Genomic DNA, 20,666 nt, shown 5'->3' with positions numbered 1-20,666 from the left:
CCGGCTATCGGGCCCCGGCTATCGGGCTCCGGCTTTCGGACCCCGGCTTTCGGGCCCCGGGGCCGCTAGTCGTAGCCGGCCTCCAGGTACCACGCACCCCCCTCCACGGTGAGCAGCAACGCCCGGCCGCCGCCCACCACGACCTGGAACCGCGCCCGGCGGCGGGCGAGCGACTGGTCCCACCAGTACTCGACCGCCGGCCAGGGCCCGGTCCAGCCGTCCACCGGCTCCTCCCGCCCCCGGACCACGACCAGGGCCGGCCGGGCCGACACCCCCGCCCGGCCGTCCACCGTGACCGGCAGCCCGGCCTCGTCCAGCACCCGCACCGGCGTGGGCTCCCGCAGCACCACAGCCGGCCACACCTCCGGCAGCCGCCCCGGCCAGGGCGCGTCGGCCGGCACCGCCGCCCCGTACGGCTCGCCCCACGGCACCTTGACCGCCTGCTCCCCCGGCCCGCGCCCACCGGCCGGTTCGATCCGGCGCAACCCGGCGTGCCCGAGCACCGCCTGCACCCGGGCGACCGCACGCTCCACCCGGTCGTCGGCGACGGCCTGGCCCCACAGCGCCAACTGGCGGCCCTGGTCCGGGGAGAGGCCGTCGGGCGCCAGGCGGAGTAGGACGAAACCGGTGTCGGGGCCCTCGTCTGCGGCCGCGAAGACGCCCGCACCCTGCCAGGCCTGCAGCTGCCAGCGGACCCGCTCGGCCAGCGCCGTCGCCGACAGCCGGCCCTCGTGGCGCCACAGCCGGGAGGCCGTCCGGCCGTCCGCGCAGGCCACCTCGACGGCCACCCGGCGGCAGGTCAGCCCGGCCCCGGCCAGCCGCCGGTGCAACGCCTCGGCCAGCGTGCGGGCGACGAACACCAGCGGCTCGGCCAGTGGCTCCGGCGGGTCGAAGCGCTGCTCGACGGCGAGGTCCGGCTCCTGGTCGCGCGGCACCAGCGGGCGCGGTTGCAACCCGCGGGCCAGCCGGTGCGCGGCCGTCCCGGACGGGCCAAAACGGTCCGCGACCGCCTCGGGCGGCAGCGCGGCGAACGCTCCGACGGTGGGCAGGCCGAGCCGCCCGAGCAGCTCGGCCGGCGCCTCGTCGCCCAGCGCGCTCACCGGGTACGGGGAGAGGAACTCCGCCGTCCGGCCCGCCGGGACCAGCACCCCGGCACGGGCGGCCAGCACGGCGGCGAACAGGCCGTCGGCGACACCGACCTGGACGTGGGGGGTGTTCGGCGGCGCTGCGTCAGGGGTCTCGGGAGCCTCGGGGGTATCAGGGGTCTCGGGGGTCACCGGGGCCTCGGGGGTCGCCGGGGCCTCGGGGGTCGCCGGGGTCTTGGGGGCCCGGGGGGTCACCGCGCCCGGGACGGCGTCCGGGACGGGCGGCCGCCCGAGAGCGTCCGCCACCGCCGTACGGACCTTGGCGGCCAGCGCCTCCTCGCCGCCGAAGTAGCGGCCCGGACCCTTCACCGGGATCGCGCACAGACCGGGACGGATCACCTCCACCCGAGGTGTGAACGCCTCCACCGCCGCGACCACCGGCTCGAAGCGGCGGGTCTCCGCCTCCGGGTCGCGATCGCGCAGCTCCAGCTCCGGGCAGAGCCGCTGGGCCAGCTTGAGCCGCTGCCCCTGCCGCACCCCGGCCGCCCGGGCGCCCGCCGAGCAGGCGAGGATCCGCCCGCCCTCGGTCACCGCCACCGGGTCGTCGCCGGTGACGGCCGCCACCGGCCAGTCCGGGCACCAGACCACCAGCACCCGGGGGGTTCGGTCCTCGGCGGTCCCGGACAGCTCGCTCCCGGGCACCTCGGACCACTCGTTCCCGGGCACCTCAGACCACCGCCGCGACGTGTGGTGCTGCCGGTTCCGTCACGGGCTGCAGCTGCAGCTGCGGCTGCTCCTGGGCCGGACGCTCTTGGAACGAGCGTTCCTGGAATGGGCGTTCCAGGAACGTCCGTTCCTGAAGCGGGCGCACCGCGCCGTGCTCGTCCGGCAGCCAGAGCCGGGCGGTCCGGCCGCGCACCGCCGAGCCGCGGCCCTCGGCCACCACCTCGACCTGCCGGCCGACGAGCTGCCCGTAGCCGTCGCCCAGTCCGAACCAGCGTCCGGACCGCACTCCCAGCCGCAGCGCCGCGCCCGGCCACGGTCCGGCCACCAGCAGCACGCAGCCGCTGCGCCGCAGTACCGCCGCCAGCCGGGCGGCCAGCTTCGGCGGCACCGGCCCGTCCGGACGCAGCATGACCAGTTCGACCGCGCCGGCCAGCACCGACACCACCTCGGCCCAGTGCGGCCCCGGGTCGTCCGCGACCAGCAGTCGGCGCAGGTCCAGCCCGTATCCCTCGGCGGCGGCCAGCCCGAGGTCCGGCAGCCCGACCGCCGCTGCCCAGCCGCCCTCGGTCTCCCGTACCCCGGCGGCGAGCGCCAGCAGCAGCCCGGTGTCCCCGCCCGCCACCGACACCGCGGTGCCGCGTCGTAGCCCGCCGTCCGGCAGGACCTCCCGTAGCGCGGGTGGCACTGGCAGCAGGCCCCGGGCCTGCACCTGTCCGTCGCCCGGTTCCCCCGGCACGGCAGCCGGGAGCGCCACCGGCCGGAGCACGGGTCGTGCGGGCTGCTCGGCGGTGGATTCGAAAACAGATTCGAAAACGGACACAACCCCAGGATCGAACATCCGTTCGTAAAGATTCAAGTCCGACCCGGTAGCCCCTCCCGTCACTCTCCGTACCAGGTCGCGGCAGGTGCGGCCGACGGGCGGGCGCAGGCGGGGGGCCGGACGGGCGATATCACTCGGCCGACCGGGCTACCGACAAGTCTTTTTTCCTTGACAAATTTTTTTGTCGCACGGACCCTGGAGGGGTGCTGGACGTCGCTGTGATCGAAGACCCCGCCGCGGCCGAGGCGTCCCTGGACCCGATCCGGGCCCGGATCCTCGCCGCCCTGGCCGAACCCGGCTCGGCCGCCATGCTGGCCGGCCGCCTGGCCCTGCCCCGACAGAAGGTCAACTACCACCTGAAGGAACTGGAGCGGCACGGACTCGTCGAACTCGCCGAGGAGCGCCGCAAGGGCAACGTCACCGAACGGGTGTACCGCGCCACCGCGGCCTCCTACGTGATCTCCCCCGGCGTCCTGGCCGCCGTCAGCCCGGATCCCGACCGCTCCCCCGACCAGCTCTCCGCCCGCTGGCTGCTGGCCCTGGGCTCCCGGCTGGTGCAGGAGGTCGGGAGCCTGCTGACCGGCGCCGCCCGGGCCCGGCGGCGGGTCGCCACCTTCGGCATCGACGCCCAGGTGCGGTTCGCCTCCGCGGCCGACCGGACCGCCTTCGCCGAGGACCTGGCCCAGGCCGTGGCGGCCCTCGTCAGCCGCTACCACGACGAGTCCGCCCCCGGAGGCCGCAGCCACCGGGTGATCGTCGGACTCCACCAGATCCCCGCGGCCGCGCAGGCGGCGCCACCCGCCACCGCGCCGGAGCCGGCCAGGACCCCGGCAGAAACGACCGGGACCGCCGGGACCGCCGCAGAAACGACCGGGACCGCCCCGGAACAGGAGGACCCACGATGACCCACCCGTTCGAGATCGAGCTGGAGACCGCCCTGCCGGCGAGCCCGGAGCAGGTCTGGGAGGCGATCGCCACCGGGCCGGGGATCGACTCCTGGTTCATGGGCCGCAACGAGCTGGACCCGCGCGAAGGCGGCACCGCCACCATGGAGACCGGAGGCCACCGCGAAGAGGCGGTGATCACCGCCTACGAACCCGGCAAGCGCCTGGCCACCCGCACGGCCACCGCCGAGGACGGCCGCTTCATGGCCTTCGAGTACCTGATCGAGGGCCGGGACGGCGGCTCCACCGTGCTCCGCGTCGTCCACAGCGGCCTGCTCGGCGACGACTGGCAGGACGAGTACGACGCGCTGCGCCGCGGCTGGCCCTTCCACCTCCACACGCTCCGCGAGTACCTCGCCCACTTCCCGGGACGCACCGCCGTCCCGGTCTTCGCCGCGGCACCGTCCGCCGGACGGCCGGAGCCGGAGGTCCGGACGGTCCTCGCCGGCGCCCTGTCACTGCCCCTCCCGGTCGCCGTGGGCGCACGGGCCCACGCCGAACCGGCCGGCCTGCCGCCACTGGACGGCGAGGTGGTCTGGTCGGACGACGAGCGCTTCGAGGTCCGCACCGCCGACGGGCTCTACGCCTTCCACCACGGCTCCGGCCTGGTGCTGATGTTCCACCACCTCTTCGGCCCGGCGCCGGAGGGGGCCGAAGCCGCCTGGCAGCGGTGGCTGACCGGGCTCCTCGCCTGAAGGCCCGAGCCTGAGCGCCCTTGCCGGCCCGGACACCTGAGCGCCACGCCTGAGCGCCCGAACCACCCGAACAGACACGAGAACGAGGAACAGAGGAACCACCGATGCGCACCCTGATCAGCACCGCCTTCATCTCGCTCGACGGCGTCGTCGACTCCCCCGGCGGCGAGCCCGGCTACCGGAACTCCGGATGGACCTTCAAGGACATCGAGTTCGTCCCCGAGGCCTTCGAGATCAAGGGCCGGGAGCAGGAGGAGGCCGGCGCGATGCTGCTGGGCCGGGTCAGCTACCAGGCGTTCAGCCCGGTGTGGCCGGACATGGCGGAATTCGCCCGCTACAAGGCCCTGCCCAAGTACGTCGTCTCCACCACCCTCACCAACGACGACCTGGTGTCGAACTGGGGCGAGACCAGCATCCTGCGCTCGCTCGACGAGGTCGCCGCCCTGAAGGAGACCGAGGGCGGCCCGATCATCGTCCACGGCAGCGCCGCCCTGAACCGGGCCCTCTCGGACGCCGGCCTGATCGACCGCTACCACCTGATCGTCTTCCCCCTGCTGCTCGGCGCGGGCAAGCGCCTGTTCAGCACCACGGACAAGGACGCCCAGAAGCTGAAGCTGGTCGAGCACGAGGTCTACAGCAACGGCCTGCAGAAGCAGGTCTTCGACGTGGTGCGCTGACTTCCGCCCCCGCAAGGATGATTGACGGTTCGTCAATTCCTCCTGTGGGGGCGCCTGTCGAACACCTCGGACCGGCACCGGAAATCGATGGACAGACCTCCGGCAATCAACAGACTGGTCCCATGACTGTGACGGACGACAAGACCGACCTCCGGATCTACCTCCAGGACGCCCGCGACGCGCTGCTCTGGAAGCTCGACGGCCTCTCCGAATACGACCTGCGCCGCCCGCTCTCCCCCACCGGGACCAACCTGCTGGGCCTGGTCAAGCACCTCACCGGAGCCGAGGCGATGTACTTCGGCGACACCTTCGGGCGCCCCTTCCCCGAGCCGACCCCGCTGTGGTTCACCGGCGACACCGAGCCGAACGCCGACCTGTGGGCGCGGCCGGACGAGACCACCCAGGAGATCGTCGGGCGCTACCGGCGGGTCTGGGCGCACTCGGACGCCACCATCGAGGCCCTGCCGCTGGAGGCGACCGGCCGACTCCCGTTCGGCGACCGCCCCGAGCAGACCCTGCACCGGGTCCTCGTCCACATGATCGCCGAATGCCACCGCCACGTCGGCCACGCCGACCTGGTCCGCGAGCTCGTGGACGGCGCCATCGGCCAGCGCCCCGACGGCATCAACACCGCCGAGGGCGACGCGGACTGGTGGCAGGCCCACCACGACCGGGTGGAGCAGGGGGCCCGCAAGGCCGGCGGGCTCGCCTGACCCACTCGCCCGCCCTCCGGCTCGTCCGGGGAGCGCCTCGTCCCGGCGCCCTGCCACGCCCGGTGATCGCCGTAGGGTGTCGGGCATGACCGGTGCGGAACAGGGTGTGCAGATGACCGTCCGATGCGGGGCCTGCGGGGGCACCGCCATCCGCAGCGTCGGGCAGTTCCTGATGCACGGGCGGGAGTTGTGGTGGGACGCCGACAGTTCCTGCCCGCACTGCGGCACCACCCTCTGCGAGTACTGGGGCCCGGCGACGGTACCGGAGGACGTCCGCGAGGCACTGCTGACCACCCACGGGCCGGCCCGGCTCCGACTCGCCGGATCGCTCACCGACCCGCTGGCGGCCCTGCGGACGCTCCGCGAGGGCTCGGCGTCCTCCCTGCAGCGGACCCGTGAACTCCTCGCCGAACTCAGGAACTTCGGGCTCCACGGGACAGCCGTCGAGATGGCGTACTGGAAGGTGCGGCTGGCCGAGCGGGGCATCGCCGCGGAGGTCGCGGACGGCTTCGGCCGGGCGTACCGGTACGTCGGGCCGCCGGAACTGCGGTCGGCCGCCGGGCCCGGCGGCCGACCGGTCCGGACGGCGGACGAGTTCACCGCCTGGGTGGACGGACAGACGGCGGAGGAACTGGCGGAGCCGTTCACCTTCGTGGTCGACCTGGGCGGCGCGCTGCTGCTCGCCCCGCGCCGCAGCGAGCACGTGGCCTGCGCGGGCGGGCGGTTGGTACTGAGCGCCGGAGAGATCGGGTTCCGGCGGTCGGGCGGGGGCTGGGAAGTCGAGACGATCAGCAACCACTCCACCGGCTACTGCCCCGACACCACCTCCTGGCCCGCCGTGACCGCCGCCCTCACCCGCGTCGGCCTGCCGCACCCGGGTGCCTTCACGTACGCGGCGGTCTTCCGCCGCTGCCCCCGGTGCACCGCGTGCAACCTCGTCCGCGAGGAGCACTACGCCTGCGCCTTCTGCGACGCGGACCTGCCCGAGCACTGGAACGTGGACCCGGCGGCAGGAACGCAGGCGGCAGCGGCGTAGGGGCCGGAGGTGCGGGAGCCGACGGTTCAGGAGCTGGAGGTGTAGCAGCCGGACCGGGGGTGTGCCCCGAAACCCGCGCGGCGATGTCGGGCCGGGCCGCTAGGGTCTGGGGGTCAGGGCCGGGGAAGGGTGGGGTTCGTGGGGTGTGAGCAAGTGGCGGGTTCGCCGGACGGTGTGGTGCACGCGGAGAGCCGGGAGTTCCTGGCGCGGGAGGGGTTGCCGACCGCGGGGGCGTTCCTGGAGTTCGGGGTGCTGCGGCCGTTCCCGGCGGACGCGGAGCGGCTGTTCGTCCTCGGCGAGACGGACTACTGCACCCCCTTCGCCGCCGTCGGCAACCTGGTGCTGCTGGACGGGGCGACCGGTGAGGTATTCCTGGACAACGGCGGCCCCCGTCGGGATCCGCTGGCCTCCGATCTGACCACGCTGTCCGGCCTGATACGGGAGGTCGAGGCGGTCGCCGAGGCCGCCCGGCGGCCGGAGGCCCTGGACGGGCGGCGCGGCCCGGCCGTGGTGGCCGAGGTCATGGCGCAGGCCGAACGGCGGATGCGGGAGGTCGATCCGGGCCTGTTCGCGAGCGACTCCACGCCACCGGCGCACTGGGGCACCGCGCTGCTGGTGCACGCGCTGGGCTGGGGCGCGCTGCCGGGCGGTCCGGGCGGGCCCGCGTACGAGGTCGGCCCGGAGCTGGTGGCGGAGCTCGCCGCGCTGACGGACGAGGACGACGGCCCCGGCCAGGTGCACCGCTTCCGGCCCGAGTACCTGCCCGCCGCCCTGGTGCACGAGCCGACCCGGCGGCTGCTGACCGAAGTCGGGCTGCCGCTGGGCGGGGCGATGTTCGGGGTGTGCGAGGAACCGCTGGTCACCATGGGCGAGGCGTACCCGGAGTACTTCGACGGCGAGGAGGACCGCCCGTACCAGCGGGACTTCATCGCACTCGGGGACTGGCCGACGGACCTCACGATCGCCCTGGACGGCGCCACCGGCCGACTCGAACTGCCCGACTGGTACGACGACGGCCAGCCCGAGGCCTACCTGAACCGCGACCTGTCCGCCCTGCTCTACGCCCTCTGGACGTACGAGCGGCTGCGCGCCGAGTGGGAGCGCTGGGACTACGGCCGGGGCCACGACACCTGGGCGGTGTTCGACCCGCAGTCACTGCTGAGCACGGTGGTGGACCGGCTGGTGGAGGCCGTCGACCCGGAAGCCTTCGCCTCGCCGGGCTGCTCCTGGCGGCTGCTCGCCGAGGACGGGCACATGGGCGGCATGCTGGGGTGACAGCGCGCGGGGTGCCGGCGCTGTCCACCGCTGGGGCAGCGTGCCGGCCGCGGGAAACGCGGCCGGGAGGGGCGCCGGAAGGCGCGGTGGGCCGGGCGTAGGCTGTGCCGATTCGATCACTCGAAGGGGTGCAAGAGAGATGCACAGCGATACGGGGGACCTCTACCGCGCGTTCGCGGAGCGAGAGGCTCGCGGCAACTCCGCGATCTACCAGGACCTGGCCGAGCACCTCGCCGAGGACGGGCAGTTGTGCGCGATGCTGGACGGGCTGCCGGCCGTGAAGCGACAGCCGAACCTGCTGTTCGGTGCCGTCCGGCACCTGGGCGGGCCGGTGTCGGAGGGCTGGCCGGCCTTCCGCGACTGGGTGACGGCCCACTGGGACGAGGCGTCGGCCACCATGCTGGAGCGCCTGACCCAGACCAACGAGTCGGGCCGCTGCGCCACCCTGCTGCCGCTGCTGGCGACCCTGCCGCAGCCGCTCGCGCTGATCGAGGTGGGCGCCTCGGCCGGGCTCTGCCTGTACCCGGACCGGTACCGCTACCGCTACCTGCCCGCGGACGGGGTGGGCGCCCCGCCGGCCGAGTTCGGCGACGCGGCGAGCCCGGTGACGCTGGACTGCGCGGTGAGCGGGCCGGTGCCGCTCCCCGCGTCCCTTCGGGAGCGGCTGCCCGCGGTGGTGTGGCGGGCCGGGGTCGACCTCAACCCGCTGGACGTCCGGGCCGAGGAGGACATGCGCTGGCTGGAGTCGCTGGTCTGGCCGGAGCAGACCCACCGGCTGGACCGACTGCGCGGCGCCGTCCGGGTCGCCCGGGCCGAGCCGCCGCTGCTGGTGCGCGGCGATCTCAACGCGACGGTACGGGAGTTGGTGGAGCGGGTGCCGGCGGGGGCGACGCCGGTGGTGTTCCACAGCGCCGTGCTCGCGTACCTGCCGCCGGAGGCGCGGGAGGAGTTCGCGGCGACCATGCACGAGCTGCCCGGGCACTGGATCTCCAACGAGGCGGTCTCCGTGCTGCCGACCGTCGCCCGGCGCCTGCCCCGACCGGCCCCGGCCGGATCCGGGCTGTTCGCGCTCGCCCTGGACGAGCGGCCGGTGGCCTTCACCGGGCCGCACGGACAGTCCCTGGACTGGTTCGGCGAGGCGTAGCCGGCCGGGCTGGGACGGGGTCGCGGGCGGCCCCGGAAGTCCGGGCTTGAAGCTGCCGCAGCGGCAGCTTCTACCGTCGTACCGGGGCCGGAGGAACCGGCCCCGGTACGACGAACGTGGGGACCCGGAAGCGAGGGAGGCGGCCATGACCTGGCCGATTGCGGAGGTCGCCCGGATGTCCGGGGTGACCGCCCGGACGCTGCGGCACTACGACGAGATCGGACTGCTGCCCCCGGCCCGGATCGGCACCAACGGCCACCGCTACTACGAGGAGCGGCAGTTGCTGCAACTGCAGCAGATCCTCGTACTGCGGGCGCTGGGCGTGGGGCTGACCGAGATCGCCCGGATCCTGGGCGAGCAGGTGGACGAGTTGCACGCCCTGCGGGGCCACCACCGGCAGCTGGTCGCCGAACGCGACCGGCTGGACGCCCTGGCCGCCACCGTTTCCCGCACGATCGCCGACCTGGAACGCTCCCGGAAGGACGGCACACTCATGACCATCAACCGCCCCGAGAACCTGTTCGAGGGCATCCAGCCCGCCGATGTCGACGCCGGCCTGCGCGACTTCCCCGAGCACGCCGAGGCGGCCCGGCGTGCGACCGCCGCGATGAGCCCGGACGAGATCGCGGCCGGGCAGCGCGAGCGGACCGCGCGCATGGTCCGGCTGGCCGAGCTGGTGGCGTCCGGCCACCCGGCCGGCGCCGAGCCCGTGCAGAGCATGATCGACGAGGAGTACCGGCTGCTCGGCACGATCCGGTCGGTCTCGGTGGAGGAGTACCGCGCGATGGCGCGTTCCTGCACCGAGAACGAGCAGTGGCGCGCCGCGTACGAGGCCATCGCCCCGGGCCTGGCCGCGTACCAGCGGGCCGCCATGGAGGCGTACGCGGCGGCGCGGTTGTCCTGAGCGCGGTTGCCCCTGAGCGCGGTTGTCCTGAGCGCGGTTGCCCCTGAGCGCGGTTGCCCCTGGGCGGGCCGCTCCTGCGGGGGACCAGCCCGCGGGAGCGGCCGCCTCAGGAACGGCCCGCCGCCGTCACTCCGTCCGCAGCGCCGTGACCGTCCGGGTCCGGGCCGCCCAGGTGGCGGGGAGGGCGGCGCCGAGCAGGGCCAGCACCAGGCCGCCGAGTATCAGCGGCCCCACCACCGACGGGTCGAAGACGCCGAGGTCCGCGTCGGGCACGCCGATCCCGGCGGCGCGGGCCATCGCGGGCATCACCTGGTGGTGCACCGCGATCCCGATCGGCACCCCGATCAGCCCGGCCACCAGCCCGCTGCCGCAGACCGAGGTGAGCACCATGCCGACGGTCTGCCGGGGCGACATTCCGAGCGCTCTGAGCACCCCGAGGTCGTGCACCCGCTCCCGGGTGTCCAGCAGCACCGTGTTGAGCACCCCGAGCCCCGCGACCACCGAGAGCAGCAGCGTGAGCGTCCCGGCCAGGGTGTTCATCGCCAGCACCACGACGTTGATGTGCTGCTCGCCGGGCTCAGCGCTCAGTCCCATCGGCTGGACCGCACTGTCGAGCGCGTCGGCGTACGCCTTCGCGTCGGTGCCGGGGGTGAGGTCGATGTGGAAGGAGATCGCCTCGGCGGCGACGGCGCCGCCGAGCGGGGCCAGTGCGGCCCGGTCCAGGAAGACGAAGTCGTTGGTGGCCAGGACCTCGCCGGTGATCTTCGCCGGGGTGGTGCGCCCGTGGTCGGTGAGGGTCACGGTGTCGCCGACCTTCGCCTGGTTGGCGCGCAGGTAGGCCGATCCGACCACGATCTCGCCGGGGCCGTCGAACCAGCGGCCGGAGACCAGCTGGTAGCCGCTCCACGAGACGTCGCCGGTGAACGCGACCATCTCGGAGCGCCCGGTGTTCCCGGCCACGGACGCCGGCGTCGGGACGCTGCTGTACCAGGCCCGGGTGCCCGGGCGGGCGCCGATCGCCCGGGCCACGGCCGCCTCGTCCACGCCGTCGGCGGACTTCGCGGTGCCCTCCATCGGGGTCTGGACCACGACCTTGCCGGCGCGCCCGGCCTCCAGGCCGTCCTGGAGGAGGCCGAGCGAGAGCGTCAGGCCGACGCAGAGGGTGACCCCGGCCGTGCCGAGCACCACCGCGGCCCCCGTGGTCGCGGACCGGGCCGGTCGGTTGAGCGGGCTCGCCAGTCCGAGGCTCAGCGAGCGCGGCACCGGAAGTCGGCCGATCCCGTTCCGAACTCTCGTCAGGAGGCCTGCCGACGCGGCCCGGCCCCGGTCGCCCTGGGCGGCGGCCCGTTTGGCGCCCGGCGCCGTCCGGCCGACCGTGAGCGCCTCCACCGTGCGCAGTCGTCCGGCCCGCAGCGCCGGCACCAGGGCGGTGCCCGTCACGGCGGCCAGGGCCGCCGCCGGGACGGCGAGGTCCACCCAGAGCGGGATGCCGAGCAGGCCGCCGTGCAGGGCCTTATGGGCAATGCCGAGGACCGGTACGGAGAGCAGGTTGCCGCCGAGCACGCCGAGCGCCGTGCCGATCCCGGCGGGGATCAGGGCCTGCCCGACGTAGGCGCGCGCGACCTGGGCCGGCGTGAAGCCCAGGGACTTGAGGATGCCGATCCGCCGGGTCGCGGCGGTGACGGCGCCGCTGACCACGACGCCGATGATCAGCACCGACATGGCGAGGCCGAGCACCCCGAAGGCCGTGACGAACGGGACGAAGGTCGAGGCCGTCCGGTTGGCCTCCTCCTGGGCGGGCCGGTAGGAGGTCGCCTTGGTGAGCGCGCCGGCCGGCACCGAGGCGGCGAGCGCGGCGTGGTCGGCCTCCACCTCGGCGTCGGTGTCGGCGTGGGCGAAGCGGTATAGGTACTGGGCGGCGGGGGTGGTGCCGGGCGCGGTCAGCCCGGCGACCTGCTCGGGGGCGACCCAGCCGTCCGCGCTCCAGGAGACGGAGGCGGCGAGCCCGACCACCTTGAGCGTCGGGTGCCCGGGCAGGTCCGGGAACTGCATGCTGTCACCGACGGTCAGCGGGGAGTGGCCGTCCAGGAACACCACTTCGCCCGGGCCCGCGACCCAGCGGCCCTTGGTGATCCGCAGGCCGTCCATCGGGCCGTCCTGGGCCCGGCCGACCAGGGTCATCGGCGGGAGCAGGCTGCCGGGCGGCGGAAGCTCGGTGTCCTCCCCCGAGCGCGGCTGGACGGTGACCGCCGGGTACGGGCCGGCCGTGGCCGTCACACCGGCCGCGTGGGCGGCCGCGGCGAGCTGGGCGGGGCTCGCCTTGGCCGGGTCGTACAGCGCGTTGAGGTGCGCGCCGTGTTGGGCGGTGAAGGACCGCTGGTACGGGCCCTGGGCGGCGACCAGCAGCCCGACCGCGAGGATGCACGCCGTCACGGACATCATCGTGGTGAGCACCGTGACCAGGGTCTGCACCCGCTTGCGGCCCACCCCCGCCCGGACCACCTTGCCGAGCGCACTCATGCGTCCACCCCGCTCCGCCACTCGCTCCGCCGCTCGTTCACAGGGCGCTCCCGGGGGCCGGCACCGCCGCGGTGTCCCGCACCAGCCGGCCGTCGAGCAGTTCGATCGTCCGGTCCGCGCAGGAGTCGGCGAGCGCGGTGTCATGGGTGACCAGCAGGATCGTCTGGCCCTCCGCGTTGAGCCCGCGCAGCAGGTCGCGGACGTCGGCGGCCGAGGCGGTGTCCAGCGCGCCGGTGGGCTCGTCGGCCAGCAGCAGCGGCGGACGGTTCATCAGCGCCCGGGCCACCGCGACCCGCTGGCGCTCGCCGCCGGAGAGCCGGCCCGGGAAGGCCTTGGCGTGCCGGGCCACCCCCAGCCGCTCCAGCAGCTCATCGGCCCGGGCGCGGGCCTGCTCGCGCCGCATCCCGGCGAGCTGGGCCGGGAGCAGCACGTTGTCCTCGACGTTCAGGTCGTCCAGCAGGTTGAAGAACTGGAACACCATGCCGATCCGCCGGCGCCGGTACTCGGCCAGCGCGGCCTCGCCGAGTTCGTGGACGGCCACGCCGCCGACCTCCACCGCGCCCTCGCTCGGGCGGTCGAGGCCGGCGATCAGGTTCAGCAGGGTGGACTTGCCGCTGCCGGAGCGACCGAGCACGGCCAGCGCCTCGCCGGCCCGTACCTCCAGGTCGAGGTCGGCCAGGGCGGGGCGGGCGGCGTCGGATCGGTCGTACGTCTTGCTGACGCCGCGGATCCGGATGATCGGCGCGTTCACGGGCCCTCCACGGTTCGGGGTCCGGCACCGGGGAGACCCGGGACCGGCTGACGGGACATGACGCTACGAATCGCGGCCGGGGTGCGGACAGCCGTCTGGACGGCCTCTCCCAGGTGTATTCAGATACACCCCGAACTGGGTGTTCAGGCCTAGAGCACCGACCGCCCCGGCCAGGCAGACTGAGCCACCGACAGATCGGAACCGGGTCCGCGAGGGCTCCGGAGCCGAGTGCTTCGAGGCCTCCGGACGGGGGCTCCGGGACGGCGAGGGGGCGCGTCATGACGACGGAAGTGCACACGGGAGTGGTGGACCGGGTGGGCCGGGCCTGCGTGGACGGCGTGCGCGCCTGGTACGTGGTGACGCTGGCCGTGACGGGCCTGGTCTCGCTGCTGGCCGGTCCGCTCCTGCTGGCCGCCGCGCTGTTCGGCCCCGACGAGGCCGGGAGGTTCGGGCCGGGCGGCCCGTTCATCCTGACGGTGCCGCTGGGGCCGGTCGCCCTCTGGGCGCTGTGCTGGGCCACCGGGGGCGGCGGCCGGGCGGTCGGGGCCGCCCTGTTCTCCCCGGGCGCGCTCGCGGTGATGGCGACGCACCTCTACGGCGGCGCCGCGCCCGGCGGCCGGTCCGTCTCCCTCTGGCTGGCGCCCTCACTGCTGGTGCTCGCACTGTTCGGCGCGCGCTGGATCGCGACGGAGACCAGGCGGGTGGTCGGGAAGTGGAGCGGGCGGCCCGTCCCGGTGCCGTACCGCCGCCCGCCCGGCACCGCCGGCCCCTGGCAGCGGCTGCGGGCCGGCGGCTGGCTGACCGACCCGGCGGTCTGGCGGGACCTCGCCTGGGCGCTGCTCACCGGCTGCGCGGTGCTGCTCACCGCCGTAATCGTCCTGGTGGCCCCGCTCGCCCTGGAGGTCTTCGGCCGGAACGGGCCGTTCTTCCCGCTGGGCATCGTCTACGGGATGGGCCTGTGGGTTGCACCGGCGGCCGCCCTGTGGGCATCCCCGCCGGTCCTGCGGGTCCACGAGCGGGCCGCCCGGGCCCTGCTGGGCCCCTCCCGGCGGGCCGAACTCACCCGCCAGGTCAGCCACCTGGCGCGGACCAGGGCGGACACCATCGACGCCGGGGCCGCCGAGCTGCGCCGGATCGAGCGGGACCTGCACGACGGGGCGCAGGCCCGGCTGGTGGCCCTGGGCATGCTGCTGACCGTGGCCGAGCAGCTGAAGGACGACCCGGACGCCATCGGCCCGCTGCTGGCCGAGGCCCGGACGTCCTCGGTGAAGGCGCTGAGCGAGCTGAGGGACCTGGTCCGCGGCATCCACCCCCCGGTGCTCGCCGACCGCGGACTGGCCGACGCGGTGCAGGCGACGGCGCTGGACCTGCCGCTGCCGGTCACCTTCACCGGCGCCCTGCCGGGGCGGACGCCCGCCCCGGTGGAGTCGGCCGCCTACTTCGCGGTCACCGAACTGCTCGCCAACGTGGTGAAACACGCGGGCGCCTCGCACGTATGGATCGAGATAGGGCACAGTGACGGGCTGCTGCGGATATCGGTCACCGACGACGGGCACGGCGGCGCCGACCCGTCCCGGGGCACCGGCCTCAGCGGAACCGAACGCCGACTGGCCGCCTTCGACGGGGTGCTCGCGATCAGCAGCCCCTCCGGTGGTCCGACCATCGTGAACCTGGAGATCCCGTGCGCGTTGTCATCGCCGAAGACCTCTTCCTCCTCCGGGACGGCCTGACCCGGCTGCTGGAGGCCAACGGCATGAAGGTCACCGCGGCGGTCGAGAACGGCGACCAGTTGCTCGCCGCGGTGGCCGCCGACCGGCCCGACATCGCCGTGGTCGACGTCCGGCTGCCGCCGAGCTTCACCGACGAGGGGCTGCGGGCCGCGCTGGCCGCCCGCCAGGCCCACCAGGGCCTGCCCGTCCTGGTGCTGTCGCAGTTCGTGGAGCAGCTGTACGCGCGCGAGCTGCTGGCCGGCAGCACCGGCGGGATCGGCTACCTGCTCAAGGACCGGGTGATGGACGGCGACCAGTTCATCGACGCCGTCCGACGGGTCGCCCAGGGCGGTACCGCGATGGATCCGGAGGTGATCACCCGACTGCTCACCCACAACTCCTCGGCCGGCCCGGTCTCCACCCTCTCCCCGCGCGAGCGGCAGGTGCTGGCACTGATGGCGGAGGGCCGCTCCAACGCGGCCATCGCCCAGCAGTTGGTGATCACCGAACGGGCGGTCGCCAAGCACACCGCGTCGATCTTCGTCCGGCTCGACCTGCAGCCCTCCGACGACGACAACCGCCGGGTGCTGGCCGTCCTGGCGTACCTCAACAACTCCTGAAAGGGGACGCAGCACCACCTGCAACGGGACGCCGATCGCAGCACGCCGCGATCGAGCAAACCTCATTTGACAGATCACCGACAAATGATGGGCGGCCCTCCGCCGCAGGGGGCTCGCCCACCGCCGAACCGGTCATCTAGGCTGGTGCCGTGCTCATCCTTGTTCGCCGCCGCCACGTGGACCTGCTCCGCGTGACCAGCATGTCCTGTCGACGCTCCGGCTGAACCTCGCTCCAACCACCTCAACGGCGGCCCCACCCGGCCGCCCCCGCCTCCCGGCCCCCGAGCACCCGCCGCACCAGGCACTGCTCCGGCGCCCCCGGTCGACCACCGGGCCCGGCCGGGACGAGACCCAGCGGATGTCACACATGACGCAGCAGCACACCCCCATATCCGAAACCGGATCCGGCTCCACCCTCGCGGACGCCCTCCCGGTGATCGACCTCTCGCTCGCCGACGGCAGCCCGCAGGACCGCCGCCGCCTGCATGACGAGCTCCGCGCCGCGGCCACCGGCGTCGGCTTCTTCCAGCTCGTCGGCCACGGCGTCACCCCGCAGGAGACGGCCGCGCTCACCCAGGCCATGCGCGCCTTCTTCGCCCTCCCCGAAGCCGACCGGCTCGCCGTGAGCAACCTCAACTCCCCGCACTACCGGGGCTACACCCGCACCGGCGACGAGCGCACCGGCGGCAGCCAGGACTGGCGCGACCAGCTCGACATCGGCGCCGAGCTGCCCCCGCACGTCCCCGGCACCGGCGAGCCCCCGTACTGGTGGTTGGAGGGCCCCAACCAGTGGCCCGAGGCGCTCCCCGAACTGCGCACCGCCGCACTCGGCTGGATCGACCACCTCGGCGGGGTCGCCCGCCGGCTGCTGCACGAACTCCTCACCTCGATCGGCGCCAGCCCCGACTTCTACGACGAAGCCTTCGCGGGCCACCCCCACCTGCGCCTCAAGCTGGTCCGCTACCCCGGCACCGCCCCGGACGGCGCCGGCCAGGGCGTCGGCGCCCACAAGGACTACGGCTTCATCACCCTGCTGCTCCAGGACACCGTCGGCGGCCTCCAGGTCGAACGCCAGGACGGCACCTTCCTGAACATCCCGCCGCTCGACGGCGCCTTCGTCGTCAACCTCGGCGAGCTGCTGGAAGTGGCCACGGACGGCTACCTCAAGGCCACCAACCACCGCGTGGTCAGCCCGCCCGGAGCCCGCGAGCGCTTCTCCGTCCCGTTCTTCTACAACCCGCGCCTCGACGCCCACATCGCGCCGCTGGACTTCCCGCTCGCCCACCACGCCCCCGGCGCCACCGAGGACCCGGACAACCCCCTCTTCGCCGACTTCGGCCTCAACGAGTGGAAGGGCTACACCCGGGCCCACCCCGAAGTCACCCGCCGCCACCACGCCGCCCTCGCCTGACCAGGGCGGCGCCGGCGAGAACCGGGGAGACCCAGGGAGACCCTGGGAGACCCGGTTCGGCCCCAACGAGTGGACGGGCTACACCGGGGCGCACCCCGAGCCCACCCGTCGGCACCCGACTCCCCTTGACCCACCCCGGCGGCGCCCCCGGGTGGGTCAGGCGACGCCCTGACGCGACGGGCCGGGGCGTCGACGTACCCGGCCCCGCGGTGGAGGATCCTCCTCCCTGCCCTTCGCGCCTGCTCAACCTGCCGATGTTCGGCCCTGCGAGCAGCCCTGACCGCTGCCACGACACCGGCCCGGGGACGCGCATTTTGCGGACATCCCGCCGGCGGCCGGGCCGGCATCCGGCCGCCCTCGGCACCCGGTCCGCACCCAGCCGCCCCGGCATCCGTCGGCATCCCGGCTCTCGGCGCGCCAGCGGCAGCGGCAGCCAGCGGCCACCGGCGGGCCACCACGACGGGCGGCCGGTGGCGGTCCGCCGGTGGACCGCCACCGGCCGCACTGTCACACTGCTGCTGTCACAGCAGGAGTGTGCCAGCGCGGGAGGGAAGCAAATGGGGGAGCACGGCGCCGTGACGGGCGGGGTTCGGCTGACGGTGGACGAGCTGGCGGCGCGGGCCGGGGTGACCGTGCGGACCGTGCGGTTCTACGGGACGAAAGGATTGCTGCCGCCGCCGGAGTTGGGGCCGCGGCGGGTGGGGCTGTACGGGGCGGCGCACCTGGACCGGCTGGGGCTGATCGAGGAGTTGCAGCGGCAGGGGCTGACGCTGGCGGCGATCGAGCGGTACCTGGCGCGGTTGCCGGAGGACAGTACGCCGCTGGATCTGGCGATCCACCGGGCGCTGGTGGCGTCCTGGACGCCTGAGGCCGCCGAGGAGCTGGGGCGGGCGCAGCTGGAGCGGCGGGCCGGTCGGGGGCTGTCGGAGGCGCAGGTGGAGCGACTGGCGGCGATGGGGGCGTTGGAGCGGACCGACGACCCGGAGGTGTTCCGGGTGGATCCGGGCCTGTTGCCGCTGGGTGTGCGGATCCTGGACGTGCCGATCCCGCTGGAGACGCTGCTGGCCGCCCGGGCGGTGGTGCTGGAGCACAGCCGGGCGACGGCACGGGAGTTGCAGCGGCTGTTCCGGGAGACGGTGTGGAAGCCCTACCGGGAGAGCGAGCCGGCACCGGAGGAGCTGGCCCGGATGAAGGCGTTGACGGACCACATCCAGCCGATGGTGGCGCAGGCGCTGGTGACGGCGTTCCAGCGCTCCCTGCGGGAGGAACTGGGCCAGGAACTCGACCAGGAACTGGACCAGGAGCCGGGCGAGGAGCCGAACTAGGAGAACGCCAGGAGCCGGGTGAGGCCATGCGGGACACGGCCTCACCCGGAACCCGGGCAGCACCCCGGGTCAGTCCGTGAACGTCCGCCCCTCCGCGGCGATCCGCTCCAGCAGCGCCGGCGGCGCGAACCGCTCGCCGTAGGCGGCGGCGAGTTCGCGGGCGCGGGCCGCGAACCCGGCCGGTCCGCCCTCGTAGCCGTTGATGTACTGGAACACGCCGCCGGTCCAGGCCGGGAAGCCGATGCCGAGGATCGAGCCCACGTTGGCATCGGCGACCGAGGTCAGCACGCCTTCCTCGAGGCAGCGCACCGAGTCCAGGGCCTCGCTGAACAGCATCCGCTCCTTGAGGTCCTCGAAGGGCACCTCGGCGCCGCCCGAGCCGTCCGAACCGGAGCCGGAGCCGGAGAAGTGCTCCAGCAGCCCGGGCCAGAGCCGCCCGCGCTTGCCGTCCTCGCCGTACTCGTAGAAGCCCGCGCCGCCGCTGCGTCCCGGGCGGGCGAACTCGTCGACCATCCGGTCCACGACCGCGTCGGCCGGGTGCGGCGTCCAGGTGCCGCCGGTGGCCTCGACCGAGCGCCGGTACTCGTCGCGGATCTTGCGCGGCAGGGTGAGGGTGAGCTCGTCCATCAGGGAGAGCACCTTGGCGGGGTAGCCGGCCTGGGCGGCGGCCTGCTCGATGGAGGCGGGGTGGATGCCCTCGCCGACCATGGCGACGCCCTCGTTGAGGAACTGGCCGATCACCCGCGAGGTGAAGAAACCGCGCGAGTCGTTGACCACGATCGGGGTCTTGTCGATCTGCCGGACCAGGTCGAAGGCGCGGGCGAGGGCCTCGTCGCCGGTCTGCGGGCCGCGGATGATCTCCACCAGCCGCATCTTGTCGACCGGCGAGAAGAAGTGCAGGCCGATGAAGTCGCCGGTGCGCCGGACGCCTTCGGCGAGCAGGCCGATCGGCAGGGTGGAGGTGTTGGAGCAGAGCAGCGCGTCGGGGGCGACGACGTCCTCGATCTCCTGGAACACCTTGTGCTTGAGTTCGGTGTTCTCGAAGACCGCCTCGATCACCGTGTCGCAGCCGGCCAGGTCGGCGGCGTCGCCGGTGGGGGTGATCCGGGCGAGCAGTTCGTCGCGCTTGGCCTCGGTGGAGCGGCCGCGCGCGATGGCCTTGTTCAACAGCCCTTCGGAGTAGGCCTTTCCGCGCTCGGCGGCCTCGACGGTCGTGTCCTTGAGGACGACGTCGAGGCCGGCCTTGGCGCAGGCGTAGGCGATGCCCGCGCCCATCATCCCGGCGCCGAGCACGGCGACCTTGCGGACCGGCCGCCGCTCGATGCCCTTGGGGCGCCCGGCACCGGAGTTGACCGCCTGCATGTCGAAGAACAGCGTCTGGATCATGTTCTTGCTGGTCTGGCCGCAGGCGAGTTCGGTGAAGTAGCGGGCCTCGATCACCATCGCGGTGTCGACGTCGACCTGGGCGCTCTCCACCGCGGCGGCGAGGACGTTGCGCGGGGCCGGGTAGGGCGCGCCGTTCAGCTGCTTGCGCAGGTTGGCCGGGAAGGCGGGCAGGTTGGCGGCGAAGGCCGGGGTGGCGGGGGTGCCGCCGGGGATCTTGTACCCCTTGACGTCCCAGGGCTGGACGGCGATCGGGTTGGCCTCGATCCAGGCGCGCGCCCGGGTGGTCAACTCCTCGGGGGTGTCGACGAGTTCGTGCACCAGTCCGTGGTCCAGCGCCTGCGCCGGGCGGTACTGGCGGCCCTGCAGCAGGAACTTCAGCAGGGCGTCGGTGATGCCGAACAACCGCACCGTACGGACCACTCCGCCGCCGCCCGGCAGCAGGCCGAGGGTGACCTCGGGCAGGCCGATCCGGCTCGCCGGGGTGTTCAGCGCGATGCGGTGGTGGCAGGCGAGGGCGATCTCCAGGCCGCCGCCGAGCGCGCTGCCGTTGACGGCGGCGACGACCGGCTTGCCGAGGGTCTCCAGCGTGCGCAGCGCGCGCTTGATCCGCATGGACTTCTCGAAGACGGCCTCGGCGTCCTCGGGGCGGGCGGCGGAGAGCATCCGCAGGTCTCCGCCGGCGAAGAAGGTCTTCTTGCCGGAGGTGATCACCACGCCGCGCAGGGCGTCCCCGAGTGCGGCCAGCCGCCCGACGACGGTCTCGAAGTCGGCGGTGAAGGCCTCGTTCATGGTGTTGACGGACTGGGTGGGGTCGTCGAGGACGAGGGTGACCACGCCGTCCTGGTCCTGCTCCCAGCGGATGGTGGTGGTGTCGCTCATGAAGTTCTCCAGGTCTGCCAGGTCTACCAGGTCTACCAGGTCTACC

Annotated in this window: 17 protein-coding genes; 12 read left to right on the top strand and 5 right to left on the bottom strand. The window is 74.1% G+C overall.

What is annotated here, in order from left to right; genetic code table 11:
* Positions 1–65: 65 nt before the first annotated feature.
* Positions 66–1,811, bottom strand: a complete 1,746-nt coding sequence (locus ACIBEC_RS14600; protein WP_360508016.1) for a DNA polymerase Y family protein — start codon at positions 1,809–1,811, stop codon at positions 66–68.
* A 1-nt stretch (position 1,812) separates the two neighbouring features.
* A complete protein-coding gene (locus tag ACIBEC_RS14595) occupies positions 1,813–2,631 on the bottom strand; it encodes a hypothetical protein (protein ID WP_360508013.1) in 819 nt (272 codons plus the stop codon).
* 203 nt (positions 2,632–2,834) lie between these two features.
* Between ACIBEC_RS14595 and ACIBEC_RS14590 the strand changes: the two genes are divergently transcribed.
* From ACIBEC_RS14590 to ACIBEC_RS14555, 8 genes are all read left to right on the top strand, one after another.
* A complete protein-coding gene (locus tag ACIBEC_RS14590) occupies positions 2,835–3,536 on the top strand; it encodes a helix-turn-helix domain-containing protein (RefSeq protein ID WP_360508011.1) in 702 nt (233 codons plus the stop codon).
* Entirely contained in the window at positions 3,533–4,270 is a 738-nt protein-coding gene (locus ACIBEC_RS14585; protein ID WP_360508008.1) for an SRPBCC domain-containing protein, read from the top strand. The genes ACIBEC_RS14590 and ACIBEC_RS14585 overlap by 4 nt, the downstream gene beginning before the upstream one ends.
* Positions 4,271–4,374: 104 nt before the next feature.
* Positions 4,375–4,947, top strand: a complete 573-nt coding sequence (locus ACIBEC_RS14580; RefSeq protein ID WP_360508005.1) for a dihydrofolate reductase family protein — start codon at positions 4,375–4,377, stop codon at positions 4,945–4,947.
* A 122-nt stretch (positions 4,948–5,069) separates the two neighbouring features.
* Positions 5,070–5,660 (top strand): DinB family protein, encoded by a 591-nt coding sequence (locus ACIBEC_RS14575; protein WP_360508003.1) that lies wholly within the window; start codon positions 5,070–5,072, stop codon positions 5,658–5,660.
* Between the two features lie 85 nt (positions 5,661–5,745).
* The gene (locus ACIBEC_RS14570) at positions 5,746–6,696 is read left to right on the top strand and encodes a hypothetical protein (protein WP_396287930.1); all 951 of its coding nucleotides are present in this window, start codon (positions 5,746–5,748) and stop codon (positions 6,694–6,696) included.
* 153 nt (positions 6,697–6,849) lie between these two features.
* A complete protein-coding gene (locus ACIBEC_RS14565) occupies positions 6,850–7,971 on the top strand; it encodes an SUKH-4 family immunity protein (protein WP_360509369.1) in 1,122 nt (373 codons plus the stop codon).
* A gap of 139 nt (positions 7,972–8,110) precedes the next feature.
* Complete coding sequence (locus tag ACIBEC_RS14560; protein ID WP_360509367.1) at positions 8,111–9,115, top strand: DUF2332 domain-containing protein; 1,005 nt, start codon at positions 8,111–8,113, stop codon at positions 9,113–9,115.
* Positions 9,116–9,260: 145 nt separating this feature from the next.
* Positions 9,261–10,019: a MerR family transcriptional regulator gene (locus ACIBEC_RS14555; RefSeq protein ID WP_360509365.1), complete on the top strand. Its 759-nt coding sequence runs from the start codon at positions 9,261–9,263 to the stop codon at positions 10,017–10,019.
* Positions 10,020–10,145: 126 nt separating this feature from the next.
* Here the strand turns inward: ACIBEC_RS14555 and ACIBEC_RS14550 are convergent, their stop codons facing one another.
* Together ACIBEC_RS14550 and ACIBEC_RS14545 are read right to left on the bottom strand one after the other, a co-directional pair.
* A complete protein-coding gene (locus tag ACIBEC_RS14550; protein ID WP_360509363.1) occupies positions 10,146–12,539 on the bottom strand; it encodes an FtsX-like permease family protein in 2,394 nt (797 codons plus the stop codon).
* A 37-nt stretch (positions 12,540–12,576) separates the two neighbouring features.
* Complete coding sequence (locus ACIBEC_RS14545) at positions 12,577–13,290, bottom strand: ABC transporter ATP-binding protein (RefSeq protein ID WP_360509361.1); 714 nt, start codon at positions 13,288–13,290, stop codon at positions 12,577–12,579.
* Positions 13,291–13,568: 278 nt separating this feature from the next.
* Here ACIBEC_RS14545 and ACIBEC_RS14540 point away from each other — a divergent pair, with 278 nt between their 5' ends.
* From ACIBEC_RS14540 to ACIBEC_RS14525, 4 genes are all read left to right on the top strand, one after another.
* Complete coding sequence (locus ACIBEC_RS14540; protein WP_360509359.1) at positions 13,569–15,020, top strand: histidine kinase; 1,452 nt, start codon at positions 13,569–13,571, stop codon at positions 15,018–15,020.
* Positions 14,972–15,619 (top strand): response regulator transcription factor, encoded by a 648-nt coding sequence (locus ACIBEC_RS14535; protein WP_360509357.1) that lies wholly within the window; start codon positions 14,972–14,974, stop codon positions 15,617–15,619. Before ACIBEC_RS14540 ends, ACIBEC_RS14535 begins: the two co-directional genes overlap by 49 nt.
* A gap of 367 nt (positions 15,620–15,986) precedes the next feature.
* The gene (locus tag ACIBEC_RS14530; protein WP_360509355.1) at positions 15,987–17,030 is read left to right on the top strand and encodes a 2-oxoglutarate and iron-dependent oxygenase domain-containing protein; all 1,044 of its coding nucleotides are present in this window, start codon (positions 15,987–15,989) and stop codon (positions 17,028–17,030) included.
* Positions 17,031–17,587: 557 nt separating this feature from the next.
* Positions 17,588–18,355 (top strand): MerR family transcriptional regulator, encoded by a 768-nt coding sequence (locus ACIBEC_RS14525; protein ID WP_360509353.1) that lies wholly within the window; start codon positions 17,588–17,590, stop codon positions 18,353–18,355.
* A gap of 69 nt (positions 18,356–18,424) precedes the next feature.
* On the opposite strand, the gene ACIBEC_RS14520 is transcribed toward ACIBEC_RS14525, so the two are convergent.
* Positions 18,425–20,620, bottom strand: a complete 2,196-nt coding sequence (locus ACIBEC_RS14520) for a 3-hydroxyacyl-CoA dehydrogenase NAD-binding domain-containing protein (RefSeq protein WP_360509351.1) — start codon at positions 20,618–20,620, stop codon at positions 18,425–18,427.
* Positions 20,621–20,666: the final 46 nt, after the last annotated feature.

Source organism: Kitasatospora sp. NPDC051164 (assembly GCF_044455625.1).
Lineage (GTDB): Bacteria > Actinomycetota > Actinomycetes > Streptomycetales > Streptomycetaceae > Kitasatospora.
This window is presented reverse-complemented; position numbering and strand designations above follow the sequence as displayed.

Excerpts from the sequence above, each read along its gene's own strand:
- ACIBEC_RS14585 (WP_360508008.1), top strand. The coding sequence starts at position 3,533 with ATGACCCACCCGTTCGAGATCGAGCTGGAGACCGCCCTGCCGGCGAGC.
- ACIBEC_RS14580 (WP_360508005.1), top strand. The coding sequence starts at position 4,375 with ATGCGCACCCTGATCAGCACCGCCTTCATCTCGCTCGACGGCGTCGTC.
- ACIBEC_RS14575 (WP_360508003.1), top strand. The coding sequence starts at position 5,070 with ATGACTGTGACGGACGACAAGACCGACCTCCGGATCTACCTCCAGGAC.
- ACIBEC_RS14570 (WP_396287930.1), top strand. The coding sequence starts at position 5,746 with ATGACCGGTGCGGAACAGGGTGTGCAGATGACCGTCCGATGCGGGGCC.
- ACIBEC_RS14560 (WP_360509367.1), top strand. The coding sequence starts at position 8,111 with ATGCACAGCGATACGGGGGACCTCTACCGCGCGTTCGCGGAGCGAGAG.
- ACIBEC_RS14555 (WP_360509365.1), top strand. The coding sequence starts at position 9,261 with ATGACCTGGCCGATTGCGGAGGTCGCCCGGATGTCCGGGGTGACCGCC.
- ACIBEC_RS14550 (WP_360509363.1), bottom strand. The coding sequence starts at position 12,539 with ATGAGTGCGCTCGGCAAGGTGGTCCGGGCGGGGGTGGGCCGCAAGCGG.
- ACIBEC_RS14540 (WP_360509359.1), top strand. The coding sequence starts at position 13,569 with ATGACGACGGAAGTGCACACGGGAGTGGTGGACCGGGTGGGCCGGGCC.
- ACIBEC_RS14530 (WP_360509355.1), top strand. The coding sequence starts at position 15,987 with ATGACGCAGCAGCACACCCCCATATCCGAAACCGGATCCGGCTCCACC.
- ACIBEC_RS14525 (WP_360509353.1), top strand. The coding sequence starts at position 17,588 with ATGGGGGAGCACGGCGCCGTGACGGGCGGGGTTCGGCTGACGGTGGAC.
- ACIBEC_RS14520 (WP_360509351.1), bottom strand. The coding sequence starts at position 20,620 with ATGAGCGACACCACCACCATCCGCTGGGAGCAGGACCAGGACGGCGTG.